Consider the following 16,715-nt stretch of genomic DNA (forward strand, 5'->3'; position numbering starts at 1 on the left):
CGCGGGCTGAATGCTCTGCCGTGACTGAGCAGCAACGCGTCAACCTTGGCAAGCGGCACTCGACCAGCTGCAAGGCTCCTCATCGCGTTGTCGACGACGGCGCTCAAGAAGGGTGAGGGCACGGACCGCGTCGCGGTGCTGCCCGCCCACGCGGGCAGCACCGCCGGGCCTTGGCCACGCCGTCCGCCGCGCGTAACCGGCTACGCGTCGTCGACGACCCGGATGATCGTCTTGCCGGGGGCGGGGTGGGCGAGGGCGGCGGGCGCCTCGGCGAGTGTCCGCACCGCGCCGACGATCGGGCGGAGCCGTCCGTCCCGAAGCCGCTGGGCCAGGTCCGCGAGCCGGTCGCGATTGTGTTCGACGACGAAGAAGATCGCACGCCCGTCCCGGGGCCGGACCGTGGGCGGTGAGACGATGGTGACGAGCGTGCCGCCGGGGCGTACCAGCGCGGCCGAGCGGTCGAGGATGTCGCCGCCGATCACGTCGAGCACCACGTCGACCTGACCGGCATCGTCCAGGGAATCGGCCTGCAGGTCCAGGAAGGCGTCCACGCCGAGCCCGAGCGCCGTGTCCCTGGCCGCGGCCCGGCCGGTGCCGATCACCCGGGCTCCCGCCTCGCGCGCGAGCTGCACCGCGATGGAGCCGACACCGCCCGCAGCGCCGTGGACCAGGACGGTCTGGCCGGCGGCGAGGCGGCCGTGGTCGAACAGGCCCTCCCATGCGGTCAACCCTGAGATCGGCAGCGCGGCCGCCACGGTGTGGTCGACGCCGGCCGGCAGCGGCGCGAGGTCGCGGGCCTCCACCGCCACGTACTCGGCCAGCGTGCCGTTGCGCGTCGGGTCGGTATACCCGAACACCCGCTGGCCGACGGTCAGACGGGTGGTTCCGTACCCCAGCTCCACCACGACCCCGGACACCTCGTGCCCGGGCACACTCGGCGTCCTGTCACGGCCCGCGCGATCGGACCACGTTCCCGGCCAGTCGAGCTCTCCCCGGGTGAACCCCGCAGCATGCACCCGCACGATGACGTCGTTCTCGGCGGCATGGGGATACGGCTCTTCCGTCAGGGAAAGCCCGGACACACCGGCGGCGCGGTCTCGGACGGTGATGGCTTGCATGGCAGGTCCTCGCCAGTGGTGGAGATGTCGAGCAGGACGAACGTACCCGTCTGAGCAGGGATCTGATCCGTTCGGACTCGCTGTGGCGATTCGCCCACCGCCGCCGACCACGCGCTCGGCGCCGACCGGCCGCCCCTGCCCCCGGACCCGCTTCCCACTGCCCGGTATCGCTCGCGCCCCCAAACCGTAAAGGTTCAGCCGCGAACCCTTCGAGGGGGAAATCCGGGGAAGGTATCGAGGATTCAGGAGGTTTACGCATACAGAGGAGGGTGCCCATGCAGGTACCCATCCAGCATCCGGCGCTCTCCCCTGCCGTCAATCGTTGGGGGATCACTATGGATATCCGCAAATATCTCGCCGGCGCGTCTATCCACTTGATGCAGCCCGAGCCGGGAGACACCCTCAGAAAGGCCCGTCAATCATCACGCCGCCGCTCCCGGCGGAACAGCTACCGCCGCTGAGCGACCCACAGGTCAGGGCGCCCACAGGGCGCTCTGGCGGCAGCCTTGAAACCCTTGCGCGTTTCGATCCATGCCATGATCTGACGTCCTTCCATCTCGGAAGGTAGGCGACCGCCACCACCGGGAGCCGCATTTCAAGATCGCCTGGAGACCCGTGCCCCATGATTTTGTCATGCGAAGGGCCCCCGACCTGTTGGTGCAGGTCGGGGGCCCTTTCGTGGCGGTGGTGGTGGGATTTGAACCCACGGATGAGTTGCCCCATCACACGCTTTCGAGGCGTGCGCCCTCGGCCACTAGGCGACACCACCGCGCATGAGCTTACCGGATCCGGCGAGTGGCGAAGAACCGCTTTAGCGCCGACGAGCACTCGTCAGCCAGGACTCCCATGACGACCTCGGGCCGATGGTTGAGCCGGCGGTCGCGTACGACGTCCCAGAGCGAGCCCACGGCCCCGCCCTTCTCGTCCACCGCGCCGTAGACGATCCGGTCGACCCTGGCCAGCACGGCGGCGCCCGCGCACATCGTGCAGGGCTCCAGGGTCACCACGAGCGTGCAGCCGTTCAGCCGCCACTGCCCGCGCCGCATGGCCGCCTGCCGGAGCGCGAGCACCTCGGCGTGGGCCGTCGGGTCGGCGGAGGACTCGCGGTCGTTGCCCGCCGCGGACAGGACCTCGCCGAGCGGGTCGAGGACCACCGCGCCCACCGGGATCTCTCCCCTGGCCTCCGCCGTGACCGCCTGCGCCAGCGCCAGGCGCATGGCCTCCTCGTACGTCACGCCAGGAGCCGGGTCACCGCAGCCGGTCGAGCTCGTCGGCGAAGGAGAGCCGCTCGGCGATCACCGACAGGATGTCGGCCGGCAGCATGCCCTCCTCCATGCTCAGCTCCAGCAGCTCCTCGGAGCTGACCCCGAGGTCGGCGAGCAGCTCGAAGTCGCCGGCCGGGCGCACGCCCATGCCGTTGCCCTCCTTGTCGGGCGCCACGCCGGCGAACTCGGCGAACAGCTCGCCCAGGCTGTCGGACAGGATCGCGTGCGCGTCCGACAGGAACACGCGCGGCTCCTCCTCGCCCCGGTAGCGGGCGATGGCGAACCACTCGTCCTCGACCTCGACACAGAGCAGGGCCAGCTCGTCGCCGGAGAGGCCCAGTGCCTCCGTGACCGCGTCACCGAGGTCGTCGACGATCTCGGCGCTGCTCAGATCGACCTCGGCGCCGCTCCAGCCGCCCGAAGTCCTGACGAAAGCCGCAGAGAAGGTGTTGGACGCCATGTCCGAGCTCCAGGGGGGTCAGCCGAAGACCGATTCGATGGCACGCTCGAACGGCTCGGAGAAGCCGAGCCGCGCGGCGATGCTGGACAGCACATCTTCGGGCAGCAGATCTATGTCGCCGGAGAGGATGCCCAGCTCCATCTCGTCCAACCCGAGATCAGCGAAGATCGACAGATCTCCGGCGGGCAGCACGGTCTCCTCGTCCTGGAGGATCTCGTCGAGCTCCTCCTCGTCCGGCACCGGCACGTCGAGGTAGTCGAGAACCTGACGGGCCAGCGGGAAGTCCCAGGAGGCGGCGATGTCGGACAGGAACACGTCGACCCGCTCGCCCAGGACCCGCAGCGCCACGAAGAACTCGTCGCCCACGGCGACCAGGCCGATCGTCCCGCTCTCGCTGGGCTGCTGACGCAGGGCGTGGATCAGCCCCTTCAGGTCCGACGTGAGCACGACCGGAAGCAGCTCGGCGTCCCAGCACTCGTCCTCGCGATAGACCACGATGGCGAAGTCGAGAGCGTCGTCTTCGTCTGTCATCGCCATCCCCACCCGACCTCTGACACGACAGATATCACCAGCACCCAATCGTTCCAGACCCGCGCACGAGGCGTGTGCCTCTCGGACCAAATTGTGATCAAAACCAATGACCTGAAGCGCCGGGGCAGCGTACCGCGCCCCGGGAACCGCCGCAGGTGGCGGGGTCCCCAGCACGTTCCCCAGCGGATAGCCTTGCCGTCTATGGAAACCCTGGTCGTCGACCATCCGCTCGTGGCCCACAAGCTGACCACTCTGCGCGATGTCCGCACGGACTCGCCGACCTTCCGCAGGCTCGCGGATGAGCTGGTGACGCTGCTCGCGTACGAGGCCACCCGCGACGTGCGGATCACCGACGTCACGGTCGAGACGCCCGTGTCCCCCGCCCACGGCGTGCGGCTGGCCAAGCCGTACCCGCTGGTGGTGCCCATCCTGCGCGCCGGGCTCGGCATGCTCGACGGCATGACCAGGCTGCTGCCCACGGCCGAGGTCGGGTTCCTCGGCATGATCAGGAACGAGTCCACGCTCCAGGCCGAGACGTACGCCACGCGGCTGCCCGACGACCTGTCCGGGCGCCAGTGCTACGTCGTCGACCCGATGCTGGCCACCGGCGGCACGCTGGCGGCGGCCGTGCAGTTCCTGTTCGACAGGGGCGCGGTCGACGTCACGGCCATCTGCCTGCTGGCCGCCCCCGAGGGCCTGGCGCACATGGACAAGGTGTTCGCGAACTCGGGCAAGCCCATCCGCGTGGTGACCGCCGCGCTCGACGAGCGGCTCAACGAGAACGGCTACATCGTGCCCGGCCTCGGCGACGCGGGCGACCGCCTCTACGGCGTGGTCTGACGCCACGACGTCCCGAAAAGCACCTTTCTCATCACACGCAGTCATCGCTTCGTTACATACTGTTGTTTCGTGGGTACGAAGAGGCAGGAAGGCAACTTCCGCATGCGCGTGGGGGAGCACAATGAGCGATCACACCGAGGCGGACCCGGCTCCGTACGCGGAGGTGGAAACAGTGCTGTGCGACGAGTTCGCCGGCATCCACTCCGCGACCACCGTAACGCGCTGCGTTGAAGCAGCGCACTACGGCGCGCTGGAGGTCACCGGCTACGCCCACCCAAGCCTTGTGGAGCGCATCGCGCGCAAGCACCTTCACGTCCTGGCTCTGGTGGCCAGCGAACGGGGCTGAACAAGATCAAAACTATCCCGCCAAGGCATCTTTACCCCGGCATCGGGGTGGGTAATGTATAGGGCGGGTGGAGTGTAAGGGCACGGAGGCGACGGTGCAGGTCAAAAAAGTCCTCACATACGGTGGTATCGCATTTGTGGCGTACTACCTGTTCGCACGACCATCTGACGCCGCGGACGCGGTGAGAGGAGCGTTCGACACGGTGTTCAACGCAGCCGACTCGCTGGCTCAATTTGTGAACAGCCTCTCATGAGACTTGTGACCCACGGGGACTCCGCGCCGTCGTCGGTCAACCGTTACCTCCTCCCCCAAGAACAACAGTTCATCATGGTGCGGCGGCACCCTGCGATCTTGCTGCGCCCGGTCGCTGAGGTGCTCGCCGGTTTGATCGCCGCGGCCTTGCTCAGCAAGTTCTTCGGCGGCAGCGATCAAGGCGGCACGGCGCTCGTCGTGGTGTGGTGGTTGTGGCTGCTGCTACTGGTGAGATTCGTGTGGAAAGTCGCGGAGTGGTCGGTCGATTACTTTGTGGTGACTTCCAAGCGGATGCTGCTGACAACGGGCTTGATCACCCGTAAGGTCGCGATGATGCCTTTGGGCAAGGTCACCGACATGAGCTTCCAAAGAAGTCTGCTTGGGCGCATGCTCGGTTACGGTGAGTTCATCCTCGAGTCAGCAGGTCAGGACCAGGCACTCTCGACGGTCGAGTACATTCCGTACCCCGAGACGCTGTACCTCGAGGTCTGCGGGATGCTTTTTCCCAGCAAGGACGAGAGCGACGATTAATCTCCTCGCGGGGAATTCTTCACTCGGGGATACCCGATTCGGCTACTTCATGCAATCATTGCGTGTTGTTGACCCTTCCCCGCCTTGAGAGATGAGATGCCGAGTCAGGGAACCATCGGTGACCGCGTCCGAGGACTGCGGCTGAACAGGCGGATGTCCCAGGCCCAACTGGCCGGACCCGACCTGTCTGACAGTTATGTCTCGCTCATTGAGTCGGGCAAGCGCACGCCGACTCCTGTCGTGGCCCGGCTGCTGGCCGAGCGGCTGGGGTGCACGACCGAGTTCCTCCTTCACGGGATCGAGCCTCGGCAGCGCATCGACACCGAGCTCGGCCTGCGCCACGCCGAGCTCGAGCTGCAACACGGCGATCCGTCCGTCGCCGCCGACCGCTTCACGGAGATCGTGAAGGCGGCCGACGAGGAAAACGCCATGCTGACCGCGCACGCCCGGTTCGGCAGGGCGCGTGCGCTCGAGGCCCAGGGTCGCCTCGGTCAGGCGGTGGAGGCGTTCGAGCGTCTGCGCAGGGAGGCCGCGGCTCACCCCGAGCGGCTGGCCGACCTCCCGCTCACGATCGCACTGAGCCGCTGCTACCAGCGGGCGGGCGACCGCCTGCGGGCCCGCGACCTGGCCACCGCCGCCCTTGAGCAGGCCGAGCGGCTGTCCATCACGCAGGGCGAGATCGCCGTCGACCTGGCAGCCGCTCTGGTCGAGGCACGCAGCGAGCGCGAGAGCGAGTCCCGCGAGCTGGGATACGTCAAGCGGGTGCTGGATCTGACCGGCGTTCCTGAAGTTGTGGACCGTTCCGGAGAGATTCAGTCGCTGTGGCACGCGAGCGCCGCCGCCGCTGCCGGCGAGGACTCGGCCCTGGCCGTGCGCCTCGCCGACGACGCGATCATGGCCGGTCGCCAGACCCGGCTGTCGCTGCAACTGGCCAGGACCGCCATGCACTGGTCCAGGCTGACCACCGTTCCGGCCGACGAGGCCGAGCAGCTCATCTCGGCCGCCGCCAGGGCGTTCGCCACCTTCCCCGGCACGGCGCGCGAGCACGGCGAGAGCCTCATCGTGCACGCGCGGGTCGCGCTGCGGACCGGCGCCTCGGCGCGGGCGAGCGAGCTGGCGAACACGGCGCTGGGCCTGTCGCACGACCACGCCGGCACCACGCCGGCCGAGGCCCACCTCGTGCTGGCCACCGTCGCGTTCGAGGAGGGGAGCGACGCCGCCGCGCACCTGAGCGACGCCCACCGGGCGCTCGACACGCTCGACCGGCCGGTGTTCGGATCCGACCGGCAGGCCGCCCGTTGCTGGCGCGAGCTGGGCGACCTCTACGGCAGGGCCGGCGCCAGGACACAGCAGACCGCCGCATATCGTAAAGCCCTCGAAGCCGCCGGAGTCCGTTCCGTCATGGCGGGGGTGACCGTCGACGCCACAGTTTCGCGCTGACCCTCCAGGAGCTCCAGATTTGGCGTTTTGAGTCTGGAATAATTAGGGTCGACCAGTCATTGACTCATAGGATGATTGGTTTCCCCGGAGGAGGCGGACTGTGAGTCTGCGTACGGCGCAGCGGGCCTCGCTCGTCGACCAGGTGATCGATCAGCTCAAGGAGCAGATCACCTCAGGGTCGTGGCCAATGAACGGCAAGATCCCGACCGAGACGGTGCTCGCCGAGCAACTCGGGGTGGGCCGCAACACCGTTCGGGAGGCCGTACGCGCGCTCACGCACGCCGGGCTGCTCGAGTGCCGTCAGGGGGACGGCACTTACGTCCGCGCGACCAGCGAGCTGTCCGGCGCGATGTTGCGCCGGCTCAAGCAGGCCGAACAGCTCGAGATCCTCGAGGTACGCCGCGCGCTCGAGGTCGAGTCCGCTCGCCTGGCCGCCACCCGGCGTACGGACGACGACATCAAGCGCATCGAGGCGGCCCTGGCCGAGCGGGACCGGGCCTGGGAGCTGGACGACCCCGACTACTTCGTCGAGGCCGACCTGGCCTTCCACATGGCCGTGGCGCACGCGACGCACAACCTGGTGCTGATCGACCTCTACGAGGACTTCTCGGCGGCCCTGCGCGCCAGCATCACGGCCGCGGGGACCTCGCTCGACAAGAGCTACATCCCGCACGACGCCATCGCCCGCGCCATCGCGGCGGGGGACGCGACGGCGGCCGAGCGGGCGGGCCACGCCTGCATGGAGCACATCCTCATCGCCCTCACCGAGTCCTGAGGGTGTGACAAAGGAGACAGCGGGCCCCGGAATGGCACCTGATCGCTTCAGTGCTTCAGCGAAAGAGTGAAGCGAAGGGAAGAATGCCATGACCATCCTTGTCGCCTACGACGGCTCCGCCGACTCGCGCGCCGCGATCGAGTTCGCGGCCAAGCACCTCGCCGCCGAGCCCACTGTCGTCATCACGGTGTGGGAGCCGCTGCTCGTCCAGCTCAAGAAGTATCCGCTGGCCGCGGGCGCCATCGACCAGGACACCGAGGACGAGGCGCACGCCCAGGCCGAGCAGCATGCCCGGGAGGGGGCGGAGCTGGCCATCGCCGCCGGGCTCTCGGACGTCACCTATCGGGCGGTGGCCGACAACGAGTCGATCTGGAAGAAGATCGTGGACGTGGCGGACGAGCTGGACGCCTCGTTGATCGTCACGGGGTCGCGTGGGCTGGCCGGGGTGCGGTCGGTGCTGCTCGGCAGCGTGTCCAACCACGTGCTGCATCACGCGCACCGGCCGACGCTCATCGTCCCGCCGGCCAAGCCCACCCGCTGAATCGCCGCTCCCGGCCGAAGTGCGCCGCCGCACTTCGGCTGGGGCCTTTTCGGGGGTGACGGGCGACGTCGGCCGTCAGGACGCCGCGGGCAGGGACGGGTCCGTCCCGGAGGCGCAGCCCGTCGAAGTGGCGCAGAACTCCTGTGGCGAGCAGAGCCGGGTGTCAATGCGGCGCGCGCCCGGTCCCTCGTCTCCGAGCCGGTCGTGCGGGTTCGCCACCGGGCACCGGTCGAGGGACAGGCAGCCGCACCCGATGCAGTCGGTGAGGTCGTCGCGCAGCCGCTGGAGCTGCTCGATCCGGTCGTCCAGCTCGCCGCGCCAGGCCGCCGACAGCCGAGCCCAGTCGTCACGGTTGGGCGTACGCTCGTCCGGCAGCTCGGCCAGGGCGTCCTTGATGGTCTTCAGGGGGATGCCGATGCGCTGGGCCAGCCTGATGAACGCGACCCTGCGCAGGCTGTCACGGGTGTAGCGGCGCTGGTTTCCCGCTGTACGACGACTCTTGATCAGGCCCTTGCTCTCGTAGAAGTGCAGGGCGGACACGGCGACCCCGCTGCGCTCGGCGAGCTGGCCGACGGTGAGCTCCTTGGTGTTCCAGGCGACCTTCGTCATACCTGGAGATTACTTGAGGGTTCGTTCGAAGAGCGTCTCCAGGACCACGATCGTCTGCGTGCCCGTGACGCCGTCCACCCCGAACACCCGGCGCAGCACGTCCTGCAGCTCCGCCGTCCCTGCCGTACGGACCTTGAGCAGCACCGACGCGGGACCCGCGATGACGTGCGCCTCCTCGATCTCCGAGATCCCCGCCAGCCGGTCGGCGCTGTCGCCCATCCAGGTGCTCCCGTCCACGAGCACGTACGCCGTCACCGTGCGCCCGAGCGCCTCCTGGTCCACCTCGATCGTCGTGCGCCTGATGACCCCGCGCTCGCGCAGCTTGCGTACCCGCTCGTGCGCGGCCCCGCTGGACAGCCCCACCGCCTTGCCCAGCACCGCGTACGACCGCGTGGCGTCCTCCTGCAGCAGGTCGATCAACATTCTGTCGATATCATCCACAGCCGAATGATATCCAGTCATATACCGGAGATGTCGAACAGGATATTGTGGACGGCATGACGGACACGATCCCCACTGAGTTCGAGGTGCTCGACGAGCGGTTCGCCGGGGTGGGCGGAGACGACTACGTCGAACGCCTGCACACCGGCACCCGCTGGGCGGAGGGCCCTGTTTACTTCCCGGCCGGCCGGTTCCTGGTCTGGAGCGACATCCCCAACGAGCGGATGCTGCGCTGGGACGAGATGACGGGCGCGGTCGGGCTGTTCCGCCAGCCGTCCGGTTACACCAACGGCAACACCCTCGACCGCGAGGGCCGCCTGATCTCCTGCGAACACGGCAACCGCCGCGTCACCCGCACCGAGCACGACGGCTCGATCACGGTCATCGCCGACCGCTGGGAGGGCAAGCGCCTCAACAGTCCCAACGACGTCGTGGTCCGCTCCGACGGGTCCGTCTGGTTCACGGACCCGCCGTACGGGATCCTCAGCAACTACGAGGGCTACGCCGCCGAGCAGGAGATCGACGGCTGCCACGTCTACCGCGCCGACCCGGTGACGGGCGAGGTCCGCGTCGTGGCCGACGACTTCGTCCGCCCCAACGGCCTGGCGTTCTCGCTCGACGAGAGCCGGCTCTACGTCGCCGACACCCGCATGAGGCACCTGCGCGTGTTCGACGTGCGCGAGGACGGCACGCTCGCGGGCGGCAAGGTCTTCGCCGAGGGGACGGAGCAGGACAGCTTCGACGGCCTGCGACTCGACGACACGGGCCGCGTCTGGGCCGCGGCCGGCAGGGCGGTGCTCTGCTACGACCCGGACGGGACGCTGATCGGCCGGCTGAACATGCCGGAGCCCACGGCCAACCTGGTGTTCGGCGGGCTCAAGCGCAACCGGCTGTTCATCGCGGCCTCGTCCTCGCTCTACTCCCTGATGACCAACGTCACCGGCGCGCGCCCGGTCTGGGCCGGGCGCTAGCCTCACTCCCACCTGAACAGCCGCACGGCCAGCCCACCGAAGATCACCAGCCCGGCGGCCACCACCGCCAGGTGCGCGAGCTGCGGCGCGTGGCCCGCCCAGGTGTCCCTGAGCGCCTGGGCGAACGGCCCCGCGACGGAATAGTCGCTGACCACCCGCAGCGCGTCCGGCATGATGTCGCGCGGCACCCACATTCCCCCCAGGAACATCAGCGGGAACATCACCGCGGACCCGATCCCAGGCGCGACCTTCGCGTTGGGCGCCAGCGCGGCGATCACCAGCCCGATGGCCTGCAGCGAGGCGCTGCCGAGCAGGAAGACCAGGACGAATCCCACCCACTGCCGCGGCGCCGCCGACCCGAACACCAGCGAGCCCGTCGCGATCAGCAGGGCCGTGGTGACCGCTCCGACCATCAGGTTGATCAGGAGCTGCACCCCCAGCAGCCGTGCCGGGTGCACTGGCGTGGTGGACATCCGCCTGAGCACCCCTTGCTCGCGGTACGCGGTCATCACCGCGGGCACCACGTTGCAGGCCAGGACCAGCAGCGCGAGCAGCGTCATCAGGCTCGGCATCTGCGTGTCCACGGCCCTCTCCCCCGACGCCGCGGGCCGGGTCATGTCCGGGATGCTGAGGCCCAGCACGAGCAGGAGCGCGACCGGCAGCCCGACCGTGAAGACCAGGAACGGCCATTCGCGCAGGTGCAGCTTGGTCTCCACGAGGAGCAGCTTCATGACAGCTTCCTTCCGGTGAGCGCGAGGAACGCGTCGTCGAGCGTGGCCTGCTCGATCCGCAGGTCCCCTGGAACGATCTGGTGCTGGGCCAGGGCGAGCGTGACGGCCGGCGCGAGGTTGCCCGTGCCGCTCACCACGAGCTGGTCGCCGCTCCTCGTGACCTCCCGGACCTCCGGCAGAGCCCGCAGCACGGCCTCGTCGACGGGCCCCGACGGCCGGAACCTCAGCCGCTGCTCCCCGCCCACCTGCGCGATGAGCCCGGCGGGCGTGTCCATGGCGACCACCTTGCCCGCGTCGATGAGGGCGAGCCGGTCGCAGAGCCGCTCGGCCTCCTCCATGAAGTGGGTGACCAGGACGATCGTCACGCCCGAGTCGCGTACCTGCTCGACCAGCTCCCAGGTGTCCCTGCGGGCCTGCGGGTCGAGCCCGGTGGTCAGCTCGTCCAGCACCGCCACCTGCGGCCTGCCGACCAGGGCCAGCGCGACGGAGAGCCGCTGGCGCTGCCCGCCGGAGAGCTTCTTGAACGTCGTGTCGCGCTTCGCGCCGAGGCCGACGCGTTCGAGCAGCTCGGACCAGTCGGCGGGGTCGAGGTAGAAGGAGGCGTAGAGGTCCATGGCCTCCCACACCTTGATCTTCTCTGGCAGCGCGGCGCTCTGGAGCTGCATCCCCAGCACGTGCCGCAACTCGCCCCTGTTGAGCTGCGGGTCCAGCCCGGTCACCCGTACGGTGCCGCCGTCGGGCACGCGCAGGCCGGCCACGCACTCCACCGTGGTGGTCTTGCCCGCGCCGTTCGGGCCGAGGATGCCGAAGATCTCACCCTCCGCGACCTCGAACGACACGTCGTCGACCGCCAGGTGGTTCGGGTACTGCTTGCGCAGGTTCCTGACTTCGATGACTTTCATGCCGACGACGCTAAGAACACGGCGTTCGCCGGGGAATCCGGCTGGATGTCGGGCAAGGGTGTATCTAGGTGCAATGGTCCGGCCGGGGCCGTTGGCTCAGACTGGGAGCATGCTGCTCCGAAGGTTCGGTCAGGTCGCGGCGCTGCTCGCGCTCCTCCTCGTCGAGGTGCAGGTGATCGCGCTCGGCCTCATCATGCTGCTGCTGTCGTTCGGGCTGGGCATGGTGTTCCTGTACTCGCCGCAGGTCCAGCTGGTCAGGAGGGTGGCCGAGCTCAACCGGCGGCTCGTGGGGCGGTGGACCGGCGTCCACATCGAGTCTCCGTACCTGCCCAAGCCCCCGCCTCCGGTGCCGCAGGCGGACGGCATGTACCGCTCCGACCGGACCCTCTACAAGACGCCGCGGATCCCCGCGTGGAACAACCGGTGGAAGTGGCTGGTCTCCGACCCGGCGACCTGGCGCGACATGATCTGGCTGGTGCTCGAGCCGCTGGCGAAGCTGGCGCTGCTGCCGGTGTTCGTCGTGCTCCCCGGGCGCGGCCTGCGGGTCTACGCCCTCTGGAGCGATCTGCTGCTCAGCCCGACCGCCGCCAGCCGCCTGGCCAGCCAGGTGAGCCACCTCAAGCGGACGCGTAACCTGGCCGCCGACTCGCAGGCGGCCGAGATGCGCAGGATCGAGCGGGACCTGCACGACGGCACGCAGGCCAGGCTGGTGGCGATCGGCATGACGCTGGGCGCGGTCGAGCAGCTGGTCGACGACGACCCCGCGGCGGCCAAGGCGCTGCTGTCCAAGGCCAGGGACGCCTCCTCCGAGACGCTGACCGAGCTGCGCAGGGTCATCCGCGGCATCCACCCGCCGGTGCTGGCCGAGCGCGGGCTGGCCGACGCCGTACGCGCGCTGGCCATGGACAGCCCGTTGCAGGTCACGGTGGACGTCGATCTGCCGCACCGGCCGGAGGCCCCGGTGGAGGCGGCGGTGTACTTCGCGGTCAGCGAGCTGCTCTCCAACGCCGCCCGCCACGGCGACGCGCACGCGGCGACGGTGGACCTCAGCACCAACGGCCCGCACCTGCGCGTCACCGTCACCGACGACGGCATGGGCGGCGCCGACCCGGCCAAGGGCAGCGGCCTGTCGGGGATCGAGCGGCGGCTGGCCGCCTTCGACGGGGTGCTCGCCCTGAACAGCCCGCCGGGCGGCCCCACCACCGTGACGATGGAGCTGCCCCGGGTGCTGCCCGACCACTGGGCGGGCAGCCTGCCAAGGCTGCCGCGCTGGAAGGCGGCCATCGTCGTCCTCCTCTGGGCCACGGCCTGGTGCCCGACGTTCCCCCAGGGAATCGTGGCCGGCATCTTCAAGCTGTTCGGCATCGAGGAGAAGACCTGGTTCCTCGCCCTGTACCTGCCCGATCCCTGGCAGTGGCCGGTCATCCTCGGCATGATCAGTCTGGGCCTGTGCATGCACATCCTGGCCATCTGGATACCCTCCACTCACAACCGCGACCTGTGGTTCGCACGTGCCACGCCGACCAAACCCTGGTGCTGATGAAGAACCGCGTACTCATCGCCGAGGACCTCTACCTGCTCAGAGACGGGCTGGTCCACCTGCTCCAGGCGCACGGCTTCTCGGTCGTGGCTGCCGTGGAGAGCGGGCCCGAGCTGCTGCGGGGCCTGCTGGAGCTGCGGCCCGACGTCTCGATCGTGGACGTACGGCTGCCGCCCACGTTCACGGACGAGGGGCTGCAGGCGGCGCTCGCGGCCAGGAAGCAGGCGCCCGGGCTGCCGATCCTGGTGCTGTCGCAGCACGTCGAGCAACTCTACGCGCGCGAACTGCTGGCCGACGGCTCGGGCGCGATCGGCTACCTGCTCAAGGACCGGGTCTTCAACGCCGAGCAGTTCATCGACGCCGTACGCCGGGTCGCCGAGGGCGGCACGGCCATGGACCCCGAGGTGATCGCCAAGCTGCTGGCCAGCAACGCCAGGAACGAGCCGCTGGCCGCGCTCACGCCGCGCGAGCGGGAGGTGCTGGAGGCCATGGCGGAGGGGCGCTCCAACACGGCCATCTGCCAGCGGCTCTACCTGAGCGAGAGCGCCGTGGCCAAGCACACGGCCTCCATCTTCGCCAAGCTGGGGCTCGCGCCGTCGGACGACGACAACCGCCGCGTGCTCGCCGTCCTCACCTATCTCAACAGCCGCTAGGAACCCTCCACCTGGGGTTGGTCATCCGCGAGACTGCCGGACTTGTCGGTCGCACCGGCTATTTTCATAGAGGCACGGCGCGACGAAGGAGTGGTGACAGGTGAAAATCCGGGTTAACCGCGATGTTCTGGCAGATGCGGTGGCGTGGGCCGCCCGAGTCCTGCCCACCCGGCCTGTGATGCCCGTCCTGTCCGGGCTGTTGCTGGAGGCGAGCGACGAGCTGACCCTGTCCGCGTTCGACTACGACGTCTCGGCCAGGGCCGCCGTCGACGCCGACGTGGCCGAGGCCGGCAGCGTGCTGATCCCCGGGCGGCTGCTGGCCGAGATCAGCAGGAGCCTGCCCGCCGACGACGTGGAGATCGTCACCGAGGGCGCCGAGGCGGTGCTGACCTGCGGGAGCGCGGAGTTCGGGCTGATCACGATGCCGGTCGAAGACTTCCCGACCATGCCCACGATGCCGCCGAGCATCGGCGCCGTCGGCGGCGGCGTGTTCGCCTCGGCGGTCGGCCAGGTCGCGCCCGCCGCCAGCCGCGACGACACGCTGCCCATGCTCACCGGCATCAGGGTCGACATCGAGGGCGAGTCCGTGGCCATGGCGGCCACCGACCGCTACCGCATCGCCGCCCGCGACTTCACCTGGCGCCCGGCCGGCCCCGGCCTCGCCGTCTCCGCCATGGTTCCGGCGAAGGTGCTGGTCGAGGTGGCCAAGTCGCTGCGCGGCGGCGAGGTGTCGATCGCGATGGGCGATGGGGTGGCCGGGTTCGAGAGCGTCGGGCGCAGCACGACCGTGCGGCTGCTCGACGATCAGTTCATCGACTATCGCGCCCGGCTGACCTCCGACTGGTCGATCAGGGCCGACGTGGCGGTGGCACCGTTCGTCAACGCCATCAAGCGGGTCGCCCTGGTGGCCGAGCGCAACACCGCGATCCGGCTGTCGTTCAGCCAGGGCCAGGTGCTCATCCAGGCGGGCGGCGGCGACATCGGGCGCGGCGCCGAGGTGGTCGACTGCGAGCTGCGCGGCGACGACATCCAGATCGCCTTCCAGTCGCAGTTCCTGCTCGACGGCCTGACCGGGATCGAGAGCGAGCTGGCCCGCCTCAACCTGGAGTCGCCCACCAGGCCCGCCCTGATCCAGGACGTGCCCGGCGACGCCGAGCCCGCCTTCCGCTATCTCGTCATGTCACTCCGCCAGGGCTGAGCCGCCGGTCTGCCGCTCGGCGACCAGCTTGAACACCCTCTTGAACTCCGCGTACGCCTCCTCGCCCACGGCCTTCGCGTGCTCCGCCTCCATGGCGGCGAGGATGGCGTCCGACTTGACCATGTGGTCGCGCCCCTTCTCGGTGGGCACGATCAGCTTGGCCCGCCGGTCGGCCGGGTCCGGCTGCCGCTCCACGTAGCCCAGCTCCACCAGCTCGTCCACCAGCGTGCCGATCACCTGCTTGTGCTGGCCCGACTGCGCGGCCAGGTCCGTGGCCCTGCTGCCCTCCTCGTCCAGGTACGCCAGCACCGCCCCGTGCCGTGGCCTGAGCGCGGGATGCCCCTGCCGGGCCAGCGTCTCGAACAGCTCCCTCTGCAGGCCGAAAAGGGTCCTGCTGGACAGGATGCCGAGATCGGGCTCCTCCTGCTTGCGCCGGCTCCTGCGCACCGTCACACCCTCCATTTAGTAATCAATCTTGATTGTCGGCTCGGCATGATCGACGTACGCGACAGCGGCGACTTCGCCGCCACGGTCCTGCGCGCTCCGGCACAGCACAAGGGCTGCACCTACACTCTCACGGGCTCGGCCAGCCTCTCACTGCGGGACGCGGCCGCCGAACTCGGCGAGGTGTACGGCACTCCGATCGCCTACCAGCCGGTGACGCCGGACGACGCTCAACGGTCGATGGTGGACGCCGGTCTGTCCGCGTGGATGGCGGCGGTCAACAAGGAGTACCTGACGGCGTACTCGGAGGGGTGGGGTGACTACACGACCCCGGACTTCGAGAAGGTGATGGGCCGCCCGGCCCGATCGTTCGCCGACTTCGCCCGCGCCCACGCTCCCCAGATCCGCCCGTGACCCGCCCCGAGCAGACTCAGCCGCGTGATCCACCCTCGGAAGGACGGGGAGCGGATCACAAAAGTCCAGCCAGACAGGCCGGGTCCGCAAATCCTGGTACCAGGGTGTCCGACTGGTGGGAAGATCGGGGGTGCTCCGAATAGCGAACGCAGTACTCGAAAGATTGCCCGGACAGCTGCACGCACTCGCGCTGAAGCACCGTGAACCGCTGAAGTTCGCGGTGGTGGGTGGGACAGCGTTCTTAGTGGACAACACTGTGTTCTATGGGCTGAAGCTGACCATTTTGGAACCGAAGCCGGTGACCGCGAAGGTCATCGCGGTGCTCGTGGCGACGATCGTGTCCTACGTGTTGAACCGCGAATGGTCGTTCCGGACCAGGGGCGGCCGCGAGCGCCGTCACGAGGCGGCGCTGTTCTTCCTGGTCAGTGGCGTCGGTCTGGTGCTCAGCTCCGCGCCGCTGTGGATCTCCCGGTACGTATTTCGTCTGGAGACCCCGGAGGTGAGCCTGGTGACCCAGGAGATCTCCGACTTCATCAGCGCGCAGGTCATCGGCACGCTGATCGCCATGGTCTTCCGCTTCTGGGCGCTCCGGAAATGGGTCTTCCCCGACGAGAAGGCCCAGCCCGGCAGCGTGCGACTGGTTGCCGCTCCCGACTCCACGGACGAGGCGGCTTGATAGCAGCGAATCCAGAAGCCGTTTCGGTGGTTGGACT

General features: G+C 69.1%; 22 protein-coding genes and 1 tRNA gene. 13 read left to right on the top strand and 10 right to left on the bottom strand.

The features are described from left to right. Positions 1-200: 200 nt before the first annotated feature. Positions 201-1,118, bottom strand: coding sequence for an NADP-dependent oxidoreductase (locus ACIBQ1_RS47435; protein WP_397288025.1), 918 nt, complete (start codon positions 1,116-1,118; stop codon positions 201-203). A 275-nt stretch (positions 1,119-1,393) separates the two neighbouring features. Between ACIBQ1_RS47435 and ACIBQ1_RS47440 the strand changes: the two genes are divergently transcribed. Then, entirely contained in the window at positions 1,394-1,579 is a 186-nt protein-coding gene (locus ACIBQ1_RS47440; RefSeq protein ID WP_397288027.1) for a hypothetical protein, read from the top strand. Positions 1,580-1,797: 218 nt separating this feature from the next. Here the strand turns inward: ACIBQ1_RS47440 and ACIBQ1_RS47445 are convergent. The 4 genes from ACIBQ1_RS47445 to ACIBQ1_RS47460 form a co-directional block, all read right to left on the bottom strand. Beyond that, positions 1,798-1,887: transfer RNA gene (locus tag ACIBQ1_RS47445), tRNA-Ser, on the bottom strand. Positions 1,888-1,897: 10 nt separating this feature from the next. After that, complete coding sequence (gene tadA / locus ACIBQ1_RS47450) at positions 1,898-2,335, bottom strand: tRNA adenosine(34) deaminase TadA (RefSeq protein WP_397288127.1); 438 nt, start codon at positions 2,333-2,335, stop codon at positions 1,898-1,900. A gap of 31 nt (positions 2,336-2,366) precedes the next feature. Then, entirely contained in the window at positions 2,367-2,843 is a 477-nt protein-coding gene (locus tag ACIBQ1_RS47455) for a tRNA adenosine deaminase-associated protein (protein WP_397288029.1), read from the bottom strand. An 18-nt stretch (positions 2,844-2,861) separates the two neighbouring features. Further along, the gene (locus ACIBQ1_RS47460; protein ID WP_397288031.1) at positions 2,862-3,374 is read right to left on the bottom strand and encodes a tRNA adenosine deaminase-associated protein; all 513 of its coding nucleotides are present in this window, start codon (positions 3,372-3,374) and stop codon (positions 2,862-2,864) included. Between the two features lie 201 nt (positions 3,375-3,575). On the opposite strand from ACIBQ1_RS47460, the gene upp reads away from it, so the two are divergent. From upp to ACIBQ1_RS47490, 6 genes are all read left to right on the top strand, one after another. Continuing rightward, positions 3,576-4,214, top strand: coding sequence for a uracil phosphoribosyltransferase (upp, locus tag ACIBQ1_RS47465; RefSeq protein ID WP_397288033.1), 639 nt, complete (start codon positions 3,576-3,578; stop codon positions 4,212-4,214). Positions 4,215-4,335: 121 nt separating this feature from the next. After that, positions 4,336-4,560 carry a hypothetical protein gene (locus ACIBQ1_RS47470; protein ID WP_355386998.1) on the top strand — a complete coding sequence of 75 codons (225 nt, stop codon included), beginning with the start codon at positions 4,336-4,338 and terminating at the stop codon, positions 4,558-4,560. 249 nt (positions 4,561-4,809) lie between these two features. Further along, positions 4,810-5,343: a PH domain-containing protein gene (locus ACIBQ1_RS47475; protein ID WP_397288035.1), complete on the top strand. Its 534-nt coding sequence runs from the start codon at positions 4,810-4,812 to the stop codon at positions 5,341-5,343. 96 nt (positions 5,344-5,439) lie between these two features. Beyond that, on the top strand, positions 5,440-6,783 hold the full coding sequence (locus ACIBQ1_RS47480) for a helix-turn-helix domain-containing protein (RefSeq protein WP_397288037.1): 1,344 nt from the start codon (positions 5,440-5,442) through the stop codon (positions 6,781-6,783). Positions 6,784-6,883: 100 nt separating this feature from the next. Then, a complete protein-coding gene (locus ACIBQ1_RS47485; RefSeq protein WP_397288039.1) occupies positions 6,884-7,558 on the top strand; it encodes a FadR/GntR family transcriptional regulator in 675 nt (224 codons plus the stop codon). An 88-nt stretch (positions 7,559-7,646) separates the two neighbouring features. Beyond that, positions 7,647-8,099 (top strand): universal stress protein, encoded by a 453-nt coding sequence (locus ACIBQ1_RS47490; protein WP_397288041.1) that lies wholly within the window; start codon positions 7,647-7,649, stop codon positions 8,097-8,099. Between the two features lie 75 nt (positions 8,100-8,174). Here ACIBQ1_RS47490 and soxR read toward each other — a convergent pair whose 3' ends face one another. Together soxR and ACIBQ1_RS47500 are read right to left on the bottom strand one after the other, a co-directional pair. Continuing rightward, a complete protein-coding gene (gene soxR, locus ACIBQ1_RS47495; protein WP_397288043.1) occupies positions 8,175-8,708 on the bottom strand; it encodes a redox-sensitive transcriptional activator SoxR in 534 nt (177 codons plus the stop codon). Positions 8,709-8,717: 9 nt separating this feature from the next. After that, positions 8,718-9,149 carry an Lrp/AsnC family transcriptional regulator gene (locus ACIBQ1_RS47500; protein WP_397288045.1) on the bottom strand — a complete coding sequence of 144 codons (432 nt, stop codon included), beginning with the start codon at positions 9,147-9,149 and terminating at the stop codon, positions 8,718-8,720. A 56-nt stretch (positions 9,150-9,205) separates the two neighbouring features. Here ACIBQ1_RS47500 and ACIBQ1_RS47505 point away from each other — a divergent pair, with 56 nt between their 5' ends. After that, positions 9,206-10,120 carry an SMP-30/gluconolactonase/LRE family protein gene (locus ACIBQ1_RS47505; protein ID WP_397288047.1) on the top strand — a complete coding sequence of 305 codons (915 nt, stop codon included), beginning with the start codon at positions 9,206-9,208 and terminating at the stop codon, positions 10,118-10,120. 2 nt (positions 10,121-10,122) lie between these two features. Here ACIBQ1_RS47505 and ACIBQ1_RS47510 read toward each other — a convergent pair whose 3' ends face one another. Together ACIBQ1_RS47510 and ACIBQ1_RS47515 are read right to left on the bottom strand one after the other, a co-directional pair. Then, positions 10,123-10,851 (bottom strand): ABC transporter permease, encoded by a 729-nt coding sequence (locus ACIBQ1_RS47510; protein ID WP_397288049.1) that lies wholly within the window; start codon positions 10,849-10,851, stop codon positions 10,123-10,125. Beyond that, the gene (locus ACIBQ1_RS47515; RefSeq protein WP_397288051.1) at positions 10,848-11,753 is read right to left on the bottom strand and encodes an ABC transporter ATP-binding protein; all 906 of its coding nucleotides are present in this window, start codon (positions 11,751-11,753) and stop codon (positions 10,848-10,850) included. The genes ACIBQ1_RS47510 and ACIBQ1_RS47515 overlap by 4 nt, the downstream gene beginning before the upstream one ends. A 109-nt stretch (positions 11,754-11,862) precedes the next feature. Between ACIBQ1_RS47515 and ACIBQ1_RS47520 the strand changes: the two genes are divergently transcribed. From ACIBQ1_RS47520 to dnaN, 3 genes are all read left to right on the top strand, one after another. After that, entirely contained in the window at positions 11,863-13,293 is a 1,431-nt protein-coding gene (locus tag ACIBQ1_RS47520; RefSeq protein WP_397288053.1) for a sensor histidine kinase, read from the top strand. Next, on the top strand, positions 13,293-13,946 hold the full coding sequence (locus ACIBQ1_RS47525) for a response regulator (protein WP_397288055.1): 654 nt from the start codon (positions 13,293-13,295) through the stop codon (positions 13,944-13,946). The genes ACIBQ1_RS47520 and ACIBQ1_RS47525 overlap by 1 nt, the downstream gene beginning before the upstream one ends. A gap of 100 nt (positions 13,947-14,046) precedes the next feature. Further along, a complete protein-coding gene (gene dnaN / locus ACIBQ1_RS47530; RefSeq protein WP_397288057.1) occupies positions 14,047-15,144 on the top strand; it encodes a DNA polymerase III subunit beta in 1,098 nt (365 codons plus the stop codon). Here the strand turns inward: dnaN and ACIBQ1_RS47535 are convergent. Next, entirely contained in the window at positions 15,127-15,591 is a 465-nt protein-coding gene (locus tag ACIBQ1_RS47535) for a MarR family winged helix-turn-helix transcriptional regulator (protein ID WP_397288059.1), read from the bottom strand. The genes dnaN and ACIBQ1_RS47535 overlap by 18 nt on opposite strands. 45 nt (positions 15,592-15,636) lie before the next feature. On the opposite strand from ACIBQ1_RS47535, the gene ACIBQ1_RS47540 reads away from it, so the two are divergent. Both ACIBQ1_RS47540 and ACIBQ1_RS47545 read left to right on the top strand, forming a co-directional pair. Further along, positions 15,637-16,002 carry a hypothetical protein gene (locus ACIBQ1_RS47540; RefSeq protein ID WP_397288061.1) on the top strand — a complete coding sequence of 122 codons (366 nt, stop codon included), beginning with the start codon at positions 15,637-15,639 and terminating at the stop codon, positions 16,000-16,002. 163 nt (positions 16,003-16,165) lie between these two features. Beyond that, a complete protein-coding gene (locus ACIBQ1_RS47545; protein ID WP_397288063.1) occupies positions 16,166-16,678 on the top strand; it encodes a GtrA family protein in 513 nt (170 codons plus the stop codon). The last annotated feature ends 37 nt before the right edge of the window (positions 16,679-16,715 follow it).

Source organism: Nonomuraea sp. NPDC050153 (genome assembly GCF_044460125.1).
GTDB lineage: Bacteria > Actinomycetota > Actinomycetes > Streptosporangiales > Streptosporangiaceae > Nonomuraea.

Coding starts and splice junctions, on each gene's coding strand:
- ACIBQ1_RS47525 (WP_397288055.1), top strand. CDS start 13,293: ATGAAGAACCGCGTACTCATCGCCGAGGACCTCTACCTGCTCAGAGAC.
- ACIBQ1_RS47480 (WP_397288037.1), top strand. CDS start 5,440: ATGCCGAGTCAGGGAACCATCGGTGACCGCGTCCGAGGACTGCGGCTG.
- ACIBQ1_RS47475 (WP_397288035.1), top strand. CDS start 4,810: ATGAGACTTGTGACCCACGGGGACTCCGCGCCGTCGTCGGTCAACCGT.
- ACIBQ1_RS47510 (WP_397288049.1), bottom strand. CDS start 10,851: ATGAAGCTGCTCCTCGTGGAGACCAAGCTGCACCTGCGCGAATGGCCG.
- tadA (WP_397288127.1), bottom strand. CDS start 2,335: ATGCGCCTGGCGCTGGCGCAGGCGGTCACGGCGGAGGCCAGGGGAGAG.
- ACIBQ1_RS47435 (WP_397288025.1), bottom strand. CDS start 1,118: ATGCAAGCCATCACCGTCCGAGACCGCGCCGCCGGTGTGTCCGGGCTT.
- ACIBQ1_RS47490 (WP_397288041.1), top strand. CDS start 7,647: ATGACCATCCTTGTCGCCTACGACGGCTCCGCCGACTCGCGCGCCGCG.
- ACIBQ1_RS47470 (WP_355386998.1), top strand. CDS start 4,336: ATGAGCGATCACACCGAGGCGGACCCGGCTCCGTACGCGGAGGTGGAA.
- ACIBQ1_RS47520 (WP_397288053.1), top strand. CDS start 11,863: ATGCTGCTCCGAAGGTTCGGTCAGGTCGCGGCGCTGCTCGCGCTCCTC.
- ACIBQ1_RS47540 (WP_397288061.1), top strand. CDS start 15,637: ATGATCGACGTACGCGACAGCGGCGACTTCGCCGCCACGGTCCTGCGC.
- upp (WP_397288033.1), top strand. CDS start 3,576: ATGGAAACCCTGGTCGTCGACCATCCGCTCGTGGCCCACAAGCTGACC.
- ACIBQ1_RS47455 (WP_397288029.1), bottom strand. CDS start 2,843: ATGGCGTCCAACACCTTCTCTGCGGCTTTCGTCAGGACTTCGGGCGGC.
- ACIBQ1_RS47505 (WP_397288047.1), top strand. CDS start 9,206: ATGACGGACACGATCCCCACTGAGTTCGAGGTGCTCGACGAGCGGTTC.
- ACIBQ1_RS47440 (WP_397288027.1), top strand. CDS start 1,394: ATGCAGGTACCCATCCAGCATCCGGCGCTCTCCCCTGCCGTCAATCGT.
- soxR (WP_397288043.1), bottom strand. CDS start 8,708: ATGACGAAGGTCGCCTGGAACACCAAGGAGCTCACCGTCGGCCAGCTC.
- ACIBQ1_RS47515 (WP_397288051.1), bottom strand. CDS start 11,753: ATGAAAGTCATCGAAGTCAGGAACCTGCGCAAGCAGTACCCGAACCAC.
- ACIBQ1_RS47460 (WP_397288031.1), bottom strand. CDS start 3,374: ATGACAGACGAAGACGACGCTCTCGACTTCGCCATCGTGGTCTATCGC.